The organism is Candidatus Gracilibacteria bacterium (genome assembly GCA_041658685.1).
Taxonomy (GTDB): Bacteria; Patescibacteriota; Gracilibacteria; order UBA1369; family UBA12473; genus JBAZZS01.
The window spans coordinates 14742-28707 of the sequence record JBAZZS010000006.1 but is presented as its reverse complement, the minus strand read 5'-3'; the positions used below and the strand labels follow the sequence as shown (position 1 = coordinate 28707).

The window sequence follows — 13966 nt, the reverse complement described above, 5'->3', positions numbered from 1 at the left end:
TAGGGCCAAAGGTTTCAACACACCTAAGTCTCTTTTTGCTTGGATCGAAGGGTTTTGTAAGTACAAAAAATCCATCACTTGCAATCCAAAAAATCAACCAAATTAATTTAACTATCCCGCCCGGGCAGAGTTTTTACTTCGATTTCTGGCTTAAATAAGCCATTTTGATTTTTAAGCTCACTCCGCTATCGCTTCGTGCGTGGCTCCGTACATTATAGAAAAAAGTGGTGGAATTCTCTCTTAAGAAAATTCCCCGCTCTCTCTATTAAATGGAATAGCTGTTTAGCAACCGCAGCCTCCACCACATTTGCCTCCACCCATAAATAAAAATTTTAAATAATAAATAATGTGAATCTTTATAATAATTATTTTTTACAAAAAAACAACCCCCAAATTCCCCTCTTAACATCCGGTATTATCGTTTAAAACAAGCGAAGAAAAGCATGTTGCCAATTCGTCAAAAATGCGCTTCAATATAAATCCGCCATTCTTAATCCAACCCTATGGCACGAAGCGCCGCCAACCCCGAAATGCAAGACATTTCCTCTTTGGAAGGTCGAAATGTGTCCGATCTCCGCACCGGGAAAGAAATGGGAGAAGAATACCAAGGGAAAGTGCTGAATTTTGAAGCCGGAAAAATACGAACCAACTTACTGGAACGGCTCCAAAAAGACACGGAAGGAACTTTTTCCGAACGAGAAAAACAAGTCTGGCAAGGAAAACTGGATAACGCATACCAAGACGTCAGCAAACTGCACGGATTGAAAGAAGAATTTGAGACCCATTTGCAAAAAGTCGGAAAATTACGCCAACGTTTCCAAGGAGCAATCAGTCTGGCGGAAGCGGAAAAACTCTTGCGCCGCGCCACCCCGGAAAAGCTCGAAGCAAAATTCTCGGCTCAAGACCTCTCAGACAAGGAAAAAATGGTGGAACAAATCGAAAAAGACATTGAAGCTCGACGCAACAAACTTAAAGAATTTTATAAAGTCGAAAAAAACGTCCAAGACAAACGCCGCGGATCGTTTGAAGGCGCGGAAAATTACACCAAAAAACTTGAAATCCTCGAAGCCGCCAAAGAAGAAAGCAAAGCCTACCAATCGTACCGAAAATTGTTCCAACAAAATCGCGACTGTATCGGCGCCAAAACCATGACCGAATATTTCGAATGGTTCCTCACGCTTTCCGACGAAGAACAACGCCACGCTTTGGCCAAAGCGGAAAAAGAAGACATCGCGCCACGAAAAGAAGCCATGGAAATCCACAAAGCGCTCCCGAGAGAACATCAACGCCCCGGATTCAAAGAATTGGGCCTTTCCGAACGCCACAATGTCTTATCGGAAATCGAAACTTCCATTGAAGGCAAATACCGAGACACCATGCGCGAAAAAGGAAAAAGCGTCTTTGCCGAAAAAACAATTTTATTCTGCGAAAAAGCATTTATGGCTCCGGAACAAGACACCAAAAAACGCATGCTTCGCAAAGCCGAATTCCTCAAAGCCCTTCCCGGCCACATTAAACTCGAAGAAAAACTCAGGGAAACATTCAAAGAATTCCCACCCAAAATCGTCAACCTTTTAGATAAAGAATTCTCTCAATCCGACTTCGATGAAAAACAAAAAATCATCAAAGAAAAAGCACCCAAAATGGCCGAACGTATGAACAAAGCCATGAATCAAATGAACAATAAAATCGATCCGCACATTCAAAGCCGCTATTTAAAAGAATTCAATACCGCGAAAACCATCGAAGAAATGGAAGCCGTAGTCCAGGAAGCCGAACTCGCACAAGCCTCCAAAAAACGTTATTTCGAAAAATGGGGCACAGCCAAAGCCAAAGGTTTTTTCCGCTCTGAAAAAAGTGTGTACGAACGCTGGTATGCGGAAAGCGTGAACTCGCGTGAAAAAGCGGAAAAAGCCGAACAAGACCTAGATGCCATGATTAAAGTCCGACAAACAATTCACGAATCCACGCAAAAACTTCCCCCGCACATTCGCGCCCGCGCCAATGAAGACGCGCCTCTGGCCAATCGCGAAAAACAACTTCACAAACTCCAAGACATTGCAAAAGCCTATCAAAGCACCATCCCCTTCCTCCTCACCAACGCAAAAGGAATGGAAGATAAAAAAGATTGGAATGGCGCGCTTAAGTTTTACATGGAAGCATTGAAATTGGACCCGGATAGCCCGGAACTCAAAGTCCTTGCCGCAGCGTTACGTCAAAAAGGAGGAAAAATCGAAGATAAACCCTCGGGCCCGGAAGACAAAAACAAAACGGAAAATATTTTACAAGAATTGGATTCTGCTCCAAAGATGACGCAACAAATGGAAGAACTCGCTCGTAAACAAATTCTCCTCGACCTAGCACAACAACATAAAGATCATGTTCAGGCCGGAGCCGGGACCACGGATTCTCGCAGCCGCGCCTCGATCAAAAATCTCGATGAAGAAGATCAAGGGTTGGCCGAGAGCATTTTAGATGAATTCGGAGACACCCATGTGGTGGATGAAAGAGGGTTTGTTCGACAAAAAGTGGAAATCAAAACCGAAGAAGCCCAACAGTTGGAAAAAACGGATCTTAAACTCAAAGACATGATGAAAACCAAACGCCTGCACAAACAAGCGGACGTGGTTCAAAGCGGACTCGCGGAAATCTCATTTGTGGATAAATCTGGGCAAGAACAAGAACTCACCACTGCGCGCGACGTCCTCAAAGCACAACGCAATAAAATGCTGAATGATTATAAAACACAAGTTTTCTCCCGACTTCAAACCGGCAAAACCAAATTCACGCCCGAACAAATGAAAGCCTTGGAAGAATCCATGAATCTCAAAGGTCATCTTGAAGAGGAGGAAGAAGAATACAGAGAAAAGGCATAAAATTTAAAATTTCCTCATGCTCCTCTGCTACACCGGCAATGGGAAAGGAAAAACCACGGCCGCCTTGGGCGCCGCACTTCGTGCACACGGACAAGGACTCCTTGTATGCGTGATCCAATTCATGAAAAACGCGGACACGGGCGAACTCCATGCCTTGCACCAATTCCCCGGAATTGAAATTTTTCAAAGTGGAAAAGGGTTTTATAAAATCCCAAACGATCATGCCACGGAGACAGCTCATAAAACCGCCGCGACCCACGCCCTTGCCTTAGCCGACGAAAAAATTACAACCCACACATGCGATCTCCTTATTTTGGATGAAATCAATATTGCCACGCATTTAAAACTTCTCGACCCAAAAACCGTAATAAGCGTGCTCAAAAAAGCGCCCCCAACCCTTCACGTCATCCTCACCGGCCGCAACGCGCCCCAAGCTTTTCTCGACCGCGCCGACCTCGTCACTGAGATGAAAGAGCTCAAACATCCGTTCCAAAAAGGAATCCAAGCAGTGAAAGGCCTCGATTTTTAATGATACGCGCCCAAAAAGATTTCCAACGCCTTCACTAAATCCGATTCTTTAATAATGGTTTTCTTTGGAGAAAAACGAGGAATCAATTCAATCGATTTTTTCGTACAAGCCACATGCGTAAATAAATAAGGAATATTAAGTTCATGTTTTTTCAACGCGCACACGATGCGATAAAGCCATGCATTGCACGAATAATTACAGGCATTATCGGAAATTCGAGATTCGCAAGGAATTTTATTTTTCTTAAGCTCTTGTTTGATTTTTAAAAAATCCCACCGGTTCAAATCGATTTGAACTTTTTCATGCGCAGGACGAGAAGGGTCAATCAATCGCTTGTGTTCATGGGGAGCACAATACGCTTTATTTTCAATCCAATTCGTCCCCGTACGTTCAATGCAAAACCCCTTCACTCCGGACGCCAGCCCAAACGAAAGAATAACATCCGCCTTAATTTCAATCGCCTTTTTCACAAGCATTTCACCCGGCGTTTCCGCGTCTTCGGGATAACGAACAATGGAAGGAAAAACAACACTGTGAATTTTATGACCGCAAACCACTTTGCCTCGCATTTTCAAAGCCAACCATTTGGTGGGGTTCACAATATAATCCCCAAACGTTTCCGAACCGGTGATTAAGGCGACTTTCATAAATAGACAAATTAAAAACGAATGGCTAATGTGATTTTGTCACAAAAATCCCTAATTTAAAATTCATAATTTAAAAATTTCCCATGCTCGACCTTCTCATCATTGGCAGCGGCGTTTCCGGAATGGCGGCCGCGGTTTATGCCGGACGTTTTGAACTCAAAACTCTCATCGTGGGAGAAATCCCCGGAGGCACGATCACGAAAACTCATCTGGTCGAAAACTACCCGGGCTTTAAAAGCCTGAGCGGATTCGAACTCGCAATGAATCTCCAAGCACACGTGGAAAACATTGGCGTGCCCATTGAACAAGACACGATAGCCCAACTCACCCGAGACAACGCAGGAATTTTTCACGCAATCACCGCAAATGGAAAAACTTACGATGCCAAAGCCGTCCTCTTGGCCACCGGCACCCACCACCGCACACTCGATATCCCGGGAGAAAAACGCCTCAAAAATAAAGGGGTTTCGTACTGTGCCACTTGCGACGGCCCGCTCTATCGAAATAAAATCATGGTCTGCGTCGGAGGCAGTGATTCCGCGATCAAAGAATCTTTGCTCCTCTCCAAATTCGGCACCAAAGTCTACATCGTGTACCGCGGCGAAAAAGTGCGCGCCGAACCCATCAACCAAAAACGCCTGAGCGAAGCGACCAATATTGAAATCATCACTAAAGCCAATCTCACGGAAATCATGGGCGGCGACCGCGTTGAAAAAATCAAACTCGATACCGGGGCTGAAATCATTTGCGACGCGGTGTTCATTGAAATCGGAAGACTCCCCCTCACCGACTTGGCCAAATCGCTCAATGTCTCGCTCAACGAAAAAAACGAAGTGGTCATCAACAAAGCGTCTGAAACCAATATCCCGGGATTTTTCTCTGCCGGCGATTGCACCAACACAGAATGGAAACAAGCCATTGTTGGCGTGAGCGAGGGTTGTATGGCCGCCTACTCCGCGTACCAATATTGTTCAAAGAAAGTATAGAAGAAAACAGTACAGAGGCGAAGACAACTCAATTTAAAAAAGCCATAAAACCCTAACTTTACAGGTTATTCTTAGAGTTAAATTGTGTCAAAAAATAAAAACAGGCCTCAGAACACAATGACCATCCCCTCTCGTCAACCACAAGTATTGGGAATCTTTCCATAAACAGCGCTACGATGATCGACCTTAATCAAACAGGATGAATAACGACTCCACTCAATTCCCATTTTCCCCCGAGCAATTACAGGAAGTCAAAAACCTGTTGCAATCCGCCCAACGCATCGTGATCATTTCACACCGCGGTCCGGACGGCGACACGCTCGGCGCCAACCTCGCGCTCAAACACGCGCTCAAACAATGGGGAAAAGAGGCGATCTCCGCGTGCGTGGACGCCCCCCCCGAATATTCCTTCATGCTGGATGGCATTTTTGAATTTGTGAATGATTTTGATCTCACTCAAACGGACCTTGTGATTGCGGTGGATTGCGGTGCGCATTATTTAATGAAATTTCACGAAACCAAACCCGGATTATTAGGAGGAAAAATTCCCCTAATCAACATCGACCACCACCCTTCGAACGATCGTTTCGGAACGCACAATTTAGTGGATGCGGACGCCGCAGCCTGTTCGTTGATTTTATACGATTTACTCCTCGAATGGGGCTTCACCATCACCCGCGACATGGCCACCGCGCTCCTCATGGGATTGTATTACGACACCGGCAGTTTCATGCACTCCAACACCACGCCAAAAATCATGGAAACCGCAGCCCAATTACTAAACCGCGGAGCCGACATGAAGCGCATCGTAAAAGCTTTATTCCACACCAACCCAATCCCCCAATTGCATTTGTGGGGACGCGTCTTGAGCCGCACCCGCATCAGTGAAAAACGCGCCGTGGTCTCGGCCGCAACCAAAAAAGATTACACCGAATGCCAAGCCGATCCCGATCATCTTTCCGGCGTGATCGATTACTTAAATTCCGTTCCGGAAAGCCGTTTTTCCGTGCTGTTGAGTGAAGACCAAAAAGGCAATGTCAAAGGCTCCTTCCGCACCCAATCCGACGACGTAGACGTGAGTGAACTCGCCGCCCTATTCGGCGGAGGCGGTCACAAAAAAGCCGCGGGGTTCACCATCAAAGGACACCTCCAGCCCGAAACCGTGTGGAAAATTGTGGAATAAATTCTGTACTGGGACAAAAAACAAATATAAGATGGAGAGGCCTAACGCCAAACCACCATGCTCACAAAATGGAAACGCAAACTGGGATACCTAAAAAGAGGACTTCTTGGATTTTTCCAAAATAATTTTATTAAAACGCCTTCAATTCCAAAAGAAATAAAATCTTTCACGATCGGAAACTCCGTTCAAGGCCAGCCCATCCTTTGTTTTCAAATTGGAAACGGGCCTCGCAAATTTTTGTACACCGCAGGAATTCACGGAAACGAAATCGGAACGGTAAAACTCATGCATCATTTTATAAATTGGGCCCATAAAAATCATGCGCTTTTAAGCAATTTTACTCTTTTTATCATCCCCTGCATAAACCCGGACGGTTATAATCTGGCCCGCCGTCATCCGGACTATTTTAAAGGAGGGCTCATCGGGAGATTCAATGCCAACCAAGTGGATCTCAATCGCAATTTTGACACTCCCGATTTCAAACAAAAATCCGAGTGGTCCTTTGGAAAAGATTATGCTGAAAAAGCAGACGTCTATTGTGGCGAATACGGAGGCTCCGAACCCGAGGTAAAAATGCTAACCGAATTTATAAAAAATGAGAAAATCCAAACATTATTCATATTTCACAATGCGGGCAAAGATGTGATGGGAAACTCCCTCCCCCAAGCGCAAAAACTGGCAAAACAATACGCTGAAAAAACAGGCTTTCAATTCATAAAAAAAGGTCATTGGAAAAAGTTACAACAAACCGGCACTGCCGTAGAATGGTGCGACCTCAATCATGTCGCCTACGTTGAAATTGAAGGTTCTTCAAGATGGGGCTCTGACTGGAAAAAACAAAAAAAAGCTATTCAAGCGACCCTATTTACAAAAAACTTATAACACCAATCCATGAAATTCCTCACCCGCACCATTTGGATCCTATCACTGGTCAGTCTGTTCACGGACACGGCCAGTGAAATGCTATACCCCATCATGCCGATTTATTTGAAAAGCATAGGCTTTTCAATTGTACTCATCGGGATTTTGGAAGGCGTGGCCGAAGCCACCGCAGGACTGAGCAAAGGCTATTTTGGAAAACTCTCGGATTCTTCCGGAAAACGGGCCCCCTTTGTGCAAATCGGATACGCACTCAGCGCCCTGTCAAAACCCATCATGGCTTTTTTTACATACCCACTGTGGATCTTTTTCGCACGAACCACGGACCGCTTGGGAAAAGGAATTCGCACCGGAGCGCGCGACGCCATTCTTTCGGACGAAGCCACGCCACAAACCAAAGGAAAAATATTCGGCTTTCATCGCGCCATGGACACGTTCGGCGCAGCCTTAGGCCCCTCGTTGGCCTTGCTCTACCTCTACTTTTTCCCAGGACACTATATCGCCTTATTTTACATCGCCTTCATCCCGGGGGTACTGGCCGTTTTAACTTCCTTTCTACTCAAAGACAAAAAACGCCTCAACTCCACGTCCGTCGAAAAAAAACACGTCTCTCTTCTTTCCTTTTTAAACTATTGGAAAACCAGCCCGCAACTTTATCGTAAAGTGGTGCTCGGACTTTTGGTCTTCACCCTTTTCAACAGCTCGGACGTTTTCTTATTATTGAAAGCAAAAGAAGCCGGACTGGATGACACGGCAATCATTGGAATCTATATTTTCTATAATCTTGTTTACGCATTGGCCTCCTTCCCCATCGGGGTTATCGCCGACAAAATCGGCCTGAAAAAAACACTCATTTTCGGACTCTCCATGTTCGCCATTGTTTATTTTGGCATGAGCATGAATCTCACGGTTTACACTTTACTGGGCCTCTTTTTCCTCTACGGAATTTACGCCGCAGCCACGGAAGGTATTTCAAAAGCATGGATCAGTAACATCACGAATAAATCCGACACCGCAACCGCCATCGGCACCTACACCGGATTCCAAAGCATTTGCACCATGCTCGCGAGCTCTTTGGCCGGATTGATTTGGTATCAATTCAGTCCCGGCGCAACATTTCTCGTCACCGGAACCGCAACGGTTTTCGTGATTTTATATTTCCTATTTTTCGTTAAAATAAAAAAAACACAGCTTAAAAAATAATTAGCCATTCCTCTTTTTTTCGCCTATTCTAATATTATGAAAATCGAAATCGCCTCCCGCATCACAAAAACCGACTTACTCGTCTTGCCTTTTTTTGCAGGAGAAAAGCCATCAACAGCCCAAAAAAGCGAACTGGAATCCTATGCGTATCCGGATTTTGAAGCCAAGCCCAACGAAGCCCTTCTTCTCTATCAAAAAAATAAACTCGCCCCTCGTGTTTTGCTCATCGGCTTGGGAGAACCCGAAAAAGCACTTCAAGACACGTGGCGTCAAGCCGGAGGAACCGCAACCAAATCCATCAAAAAAAACATCCATTCCATCACCCTACTCCCGCCCAAAGAAGATCTGTATCGACTCTCGGCTTTCATCGAAGGATTTTTACTCGGCCATTATCGCTATGAAGATTTTTTACGCGATGAAAAACGCCGCCTTCCGGTCATCGAAACTCTCACGATCATTATTGAAGACAAAAAAATCACACAATTGCTCCAAGAAAAAATTCGCGAAATTCAAGTTGTCATTGATGCGGTGAAAAGTGTCCGAGACATGGTGAACAGCCCCAGCAATGTTATGAACCCCGGCATTTTCGAGCATCTGGGAAAACTCACGGCCAAAAATGGATTCAAAATCGGATGTAAAATTTTAGATGAAAAAAAACTCAAAAAACTCGGCATGTGGTGCTTATACGGTGTGGGACAAGGCGCCAAAGAACGACCGCGCATGATCGTCCTTGAATACAAATACAAGCCAAAAAATAAACGCCCCATCGTATTGGTGGGCAAGGGCATTTGTTTTGATTCCGGAGGCATCAATTTAAAAACGCAAATGCTCGAAGACATGAAACTCGACATGGCCGGCGCCGCCACAGTGCTTGGAATTTTTAAAATCCTGGGAGCACTCCGTCCCGAATTGCACGTGATCGGCCTCATGCCACTGGCGGAAAATATGCCGAGCGGAGAAGCCATCAAATCCGGCGATATTTTGACAGCCTTCAACGGCATCACGATTGAAGTCGTAAACACGGATGCCGAGGGCCGACTCATTCTCGCCGACGCCTTAAGCTACGGAATAAAAACCTACGATCCCGAAACCATCATCGATATCGCGACCCTCACCGGAGCCGCCATCACGGCCTTTGGCTATGGAATCACACCCTTTCTCACCAACTCCCCTGCTTTAAAAGAAAAAATCGAAACCGCGGCCCAAACCACGGATGAAAAAATGTGGGAATTACCCCTTGAAAAAACCTATCGAAAAAATCTCGAATCTCCAATTGCCGATCTTCTCAACAGTAATCCGAAAGCCGGAGCTTCCACCATTCAAGGCGGACTATTCCTTGAAAATTTCGTCGGAGAAAAACCATGGGCCCATTTCGACATCGCAGCCACGGCCTACATCCCCGAAGCTAAACCCTATATCCCAAAAGGCGCCACCGGAAAACACGTACGAACCTTATGGGAACTCTTGAAACATTACGGAGATTAGAAATTATTCCAATGGGAGTTCACGAGCGGTAAAAACACCTTTCACCCAATCCCAATCAAATTCGTAAACAGGATGAGGTTCTCGGTCATGGAAAGAATCATATTGGTTGACCATTTGAATCGTTGTCCCTTTTTGAGGCAAATCGTAAAGAAAATTCACGTCAGAATCCTCTTCTGCGGCTTCAAGATAAACCTGCAATTCTTGAGTTTTCGCTTTTTCCATCGCATCAGATAAAAAAGGAAAAATCTCGGAAACATCGGTCCAAACTCCATCTTCATACGTCGAAAATGTGAAAGTCTGATGACACACAGGCCCACACACTCGATCATCCATGACAATAATCGGGATGTTTTTTTCTCTTAAAAAAAACGCAAAAACAATATCATTTTCCGCATACAAAAAGCCCAATCTTCCATAATAATTTTCCGGATCCCATTCCAGAGAAATTTTTGTTAAAAATTCTTCTTTGGAAATAAAATCATTCCAATCCTTGGTCAAATAATTTTGATATTCTTTTTCCACTAAAGCATCCACATAATAATCAAAATCAATTTGAGGGATTTCTTGTTTCTCTACATTACAACCCCACAAAAAAAACAAACAAAAAACAACAAAAATCAATATTTTTTTCATAAAATAAAAAGGGATAAGAAAATATTTATAAATTGATCATTGATTGTGTTTCTTTCCTCCTTCTTCTTCCTCACCAAACTCCCTCGTCCGCGCCTGATCCAATAATTCATGAATTTTTTCCAGTTCGTCTTCACTAAATGATTTCTGGGCTTTTTCTTGTTTAAAACGACGTTCTTTTCCCTCTTTTTCCAACGATTCCACCGGATTCATCCCCTCCGGAAACGGATTGTTTTGACCTGCGCGATCCATAATGGACTGCGACACATAAATCGGCGCTCCCATCAAAAGCGCAAGCGCAATCGCATCACTCGGTCTCGAATCCATAACCAACATATTCTTTTTCCCACGCACTTTAATTTCAATTTCCGCAAAATAAGTCCCCGCTTCCAACCCGGTGATATACACGGTCCACACCTTGCCCCCCAACGCGGAAAGCGTGTGCGCCAACAAATCATGTGTGAGCGGTCGCGACAATTCCACCCCTTGATACGCCATGGCGATGGCCCTGGACTCCGGCTCCCCCACCCAAATCGGCAATACTTTATTCTGAATCGGGTCGTGCAACACCACCACCGGACTCTTCATGAATGGCTCTTCCAACAACGCCAACAATCGTACCAAATTAAATTCCTCCTGTCCGAAAATTTCATTTTTCACCTTAGGTTGTTTTTTCATCTTTTGAACCTTAATTTTATTTTCAATCTTCTGAGTTTTTTTAATTTTTTTAGGCATAAAATAAATAGATATAATTTCATAAAAAATCAATCCGGCCTTTACCATATCAAAACCCTGTCTTTTCGCCAACATTTTCGGTAAAATACGCCCGATAAACTCACCTATGATTGATACTCTTTTCCAATACTTCAAAGACCAACCCGCACTCCTGATTTACATCGGAGCGATTCTCGGAGGAGAAGAAATTATTCTCACGTTCGCGTTTTTAGCCGCTCAAGGGTTATGGAGCGTGGAAACCGCTTTTATCTACTGTTATTTGGGCACCATGACCTCAGACATCGGTTGGTTTCTTTTAGGGCGCCACACCCTTGGTCGCATGAATTTTTTCCAACGTTTTTTAAGCCACTACGAACGCATCAAACATTTTCTTAAAAAAATCTCCAACCGCCCTTTTATTCTACTTTTCATCACCAAATTCATTTACGGCACGCGCATTTTCACCATCATGTATGTGGGCATGGAAGGCCTTTCTCTCCTTAAATTCATCGGATACAACATTTTCGTGGTGGGCGCATGGCTCCCGATCGTGATCGGAATCGGATGGCTCACCGGCAAAGGCGTTTCTCAAGTCGCCAACGTCTACGAGAATACAGGGCTTGCAATTGGAGCTATTTTATTGTTTATTATAGGTACAATTTGGGCCAGAAAAATCTTTAGTAAAAGAGTTCTTCACCAGTTATGAAGCGAAGCGAAATAACTTTTCTCCTCTTTTCCCCCGCATTATCAATTTAAAATTTATGAAAACGATCAATCATCATCCCCGCATCGCCGCCATCATTCCGGTCTACAACGAAGCCAAACGCATTGGACGCGTGCTTGAAATTCTCACCCGCATCCCGCTTTTGAATGAAATCATTGTGGTGGACGACGGATCTACGGACAACACCGAGGAAGTGATCAAATCTTTCAACGTCAAATATCTCAAAAATCCGACCAACCAAGGGAAGGGCATTGCCATGCAAAATGGCGTAAACGCCACCAAAGCCGACATTCTCTTCTTTTGCGACGGAGACCTCGATGGATTGAATGAAAAAATCGTGGAAGAAATCTTAAATCCGGTGATCGAAGGCAATGTGGATATGTTCATCGGCGTGCGATCCAATGTGCGAGAACGCTACTTTAAATTCGTGGGATTGTTGTCTGGAGAACGTGCGGTGCGCCGCAACATTTGGGACAATCTCCCCTGCTGTTACAAACACCATTATCGCATTGAAATCAGTCTCAACAATTACTCCAAATATTATGGAAAAGGATTCGGATTCAAAACCTTTTCCAATTATTTTCAACCGATAAAAGAATTCAAATACGGCTTTTTTAAAGGCCTCGGCAAACGCTTGGGCATGTACTACGACATTTTTTGGGCGCAATCCCGATTCCAACTTGTAGACTTACCCAAACCCCTCAAACAATTGCGCGGCTACGCGATCAAAGCCTTTTTATGCCTGGGTCCGGTGGGCAGCGGCCTGGCTCTCATTCTCACCTCATCTCTCATCTACAGCGCCCTGCTCCGCTTCATCCAAAAAGCCATTTTTGAAAATCCGGGAACTTCATTCACCTTATTTTTGCTCAACATCATCAAATACGTCACGGTTCACACCATCATTTTGACGGGAAGCATTATTCTTGGCATCGGGCTTTTGCTTTTGCTCATCAACGTCATCCGTTTCGTACGCGCTTTCTTCAAACGACAAAAAGTGTGGAGTTGTTAAAACAGTCGAGCGCTCTCCAATAAATCCACCGTGCACTCCACGCTGCTTTCATATTCCACCGTGCCATCCGAATATCCTCCGGAATATTCACAATCCTGAATGGTTTTTGTTTCACCCTCGGGCATCAAAAGAAATTCTTTTTTAAATGAAAACGGCCCATCCCCTCCGGCACACTCGTAAATCACGCCATCCAAATAACCCACCATCGTACACGCCCCGATATCACCCGAATTTTTAATGAATTGATAACTCGTCACAAACCCCTCGCGAGTATTTAATCCCACCACGTTATTAAATTCTCCATAATCCCCATAAAACGCAAACGCCGCGGCATTGTACCAAAGACACAAAGAAGAATATTCACTTTTGGCTTTTAATGCTTGAAATTCCGTATTTTGGAATAAAGCGGAAATCTCTTTTAAGGAATATTCATGAAAAGAATCCAACGCAACACGCACATTCTCTTCCGTAAAAAAATCTTGATTTGAAATCCTCACACAAGCCGGAGCCGTAAGACTAACTTCCCCTTTCAACGATTCTTTTATCAAAGGCTCAAACGTTAAACTTTCCAACACGGAAATCACGCGCGAATCCTCTTCCCAAGAAATCGTATTAAAACTCAAAAAATCCGCATCTCGTTCAAAATAATAAGTCCGATTCGGAAGCATCGAAGGCTCAAACAATTCCAAAAAATGATTTCCTCCAATATCACGATACTCATAAGTGGATTCGGATGTCTCTTCTTGAAAAAAGGGAACCTCATCCAAGGTGGAATACCCTCCCCATTGATTTTCTTGAATCAATGATTTTTCAAACGTTTGGTTATTTAAAGGATGAGAAGCGATCGTAATCAAAGGCAACACTTCATAATTCCCCTGATTTTTTACCGCATCATAATCTAAAGGAAGCCACAAAGCATCCGTTTCCTCGGTCCAATCTTTTTCCAAAATCCAATCCGAAGGGTACTCCAATGTCACCCCCAGCGTTTCATTTTCATAAAAAGATAATTCTTCCGAAATCTCCGCACAGCCCGCGATCGTAAAAAAACAAAAAACAAAGATTAAAAACTTTTTCATAAAAATTTATTAAGAAAAAAACCTA

Annotated in this window: 12 protein-coding genes; 9 read left to right on the top strand and 3 right to left on the bottom strand. The window is 44.1% G+C overall.

The genetic code is table 25. From position 1 onward, the window contains the following. Positions 1–503: 503 nt before the first annotated feature. Together WC882_05965 and WC882_05960 are read left to right on the top strand one after the other, a co-directional pair. Positions 504–2876, top strand: coding sequence for a hypothetical protein (locus WC882_05965; protein ID MFA5843180.1), 2373 nt, complete (start codon positions 504–506; stop codon positions 2874–2876). Between the two features lie 16 nt (positions 2877–2892). Continuing rightward, positions 2893–3405 carry a cob(I)yrinic acid a,c-diamide adenosyltransferase gene (locus WC882_05960; GenBank protein ID MFA5843179.1) on the top strand — a complete coding sequence of 171 codons (513 nt, stop codon included), beginning with the start codon at positions 2893–2895 and terminating at the stop codon, positions 3403–3405. Here WC882_05960 and WC882_05955 read toward each other — a convergent pair. Next, positions 3402–4052 (bottom strand): hypothetical protein, encoded by a 651-nt coding sequence (locus WC882_05955; protein MFA5843178.1) that lies wholly within the window; start codon positions 4050–4052, stop codon positions 3402–3404. The two genes, WC882_05960 and WC882_05955, sit on opposite strands and share 4 nt — an antisense overlap. Before the next feature lie 83 nt (positions 4053–4135). Here WC882_05955 and WC882_05950 point away from each other — a divergent pair, with 83 nt between their 5' ends. The 5 genes from WC882_05950 to WC882_05930 all read left to right on the top strand — a co-directional run bounded on the left by WC882_05950 (position 4136) and on the right by WC882_05930 (position 9788). Then, entirely contained in the window at positions 4136–5038 is a 903-nt protein-coding gene (locus WC882_05950) for an FAD-dependent oxidoreductase (protein MFA5843177.1), read from the top strand. A 199-nt stretch (positions 5039–5237) separates the two neighbouring features. Then, positions 5238–6221 carry a bifunctional oligoribonuclease/PAP phosphatase NrnA gene (locus tag WC882_05945; protein MFA5843176.1) on the top strand — a complete coding sequence of 328 codons (984 nt, stop codon included), beginning with the start codon at positions 5238–5240 and terminating at the stop codon, positions 6219–6221. 57 nt (positions 6222–6278) lie between these two features. Continuing rightward, positions 6279–7103, top strand: coding sequence for a M14 family zinc carboxypeptidase (locus tag WC882_05940; GenBank protein MFA5843175.1), 825 nt, complete (start codon positions 6279–6281; stop codon positions 7101–7103). Positions 7104–7112: 9 nt separating this feature from the next. Then, positions 7113–8303, top strand: coding sequence for an MFS transporter (locus WC882_05935; GenBank protein ID MFA5843174.1), 1191 nt, complete (start codon positions 7113–7115; stop codon positions 8301–8303). Positions 8304–8339: 36 nt separating this feature from the next. Beyond that, on the top strand, positions 8340–9788 hold the full coding sequence (locus WC882_05930; GenBank protein MFA5843173.1) for a leucyl aminopeptidase family protein: 1449 nt from the start codon (positions 8340–8342) through the stop codon (positions 9786–9788). 3 nt (positions 9789–9791) lie between these two features. Here the strand turns inward: WC882_05930 and WC882_05925 are convergent, their stop codons facing one another. After that, positions 9792–11153: a bifunctional nuclease family protein gene (locus WC882_05925; protein ID MFA5843172.1), complete on the bottom strand. Its 1362-nt coding sequence runs from the start codon at positions 11151–11153 to the stop codon at positions 9792–9794. A 106-nt stretch (positions 11154–11259) separates the two neighbouring features. Here WC882_05925 and WC882_05920 point away from each other — a divergent pair, with 106 nt between their 5' ends. Further along, positions 11260–11853, top strand: a complete 594-nt coding sequence (locus WC882_05920) for a hypothetical protein (protein MFA5843171.1) — start codon at positions 11260–11262, stop codon at positions 11851–11853. Positions 11854–11893: 40 nt separating this feature from the next. Further along, a complete protein-coding gene (locus tag WC882_05915; protein ID MFA5843170.1) occupies positions 11894–12865 on the top strand; it encodes a glycosyltransferase in 972 nt (323 codons plus the stop codon). Here WC882_05915 and WC882_05910 read toward each other — a convergent pair. Continuing rightward, positions 12862–13941, bottom strand: coding sequence for a hypothetical protein (locus WC882_05910; GenBank protein ID MFA5843169.1), 1080 nt, complete (start codon positions 13939–13941; stop codon positions 12862–12864). The two genes, WC882_05915 and WC882_05910, sit on opposite strands and share 4 nt — an antisense overlap. Positions 13942–13966: the final 25 nt, after the last annotated feature.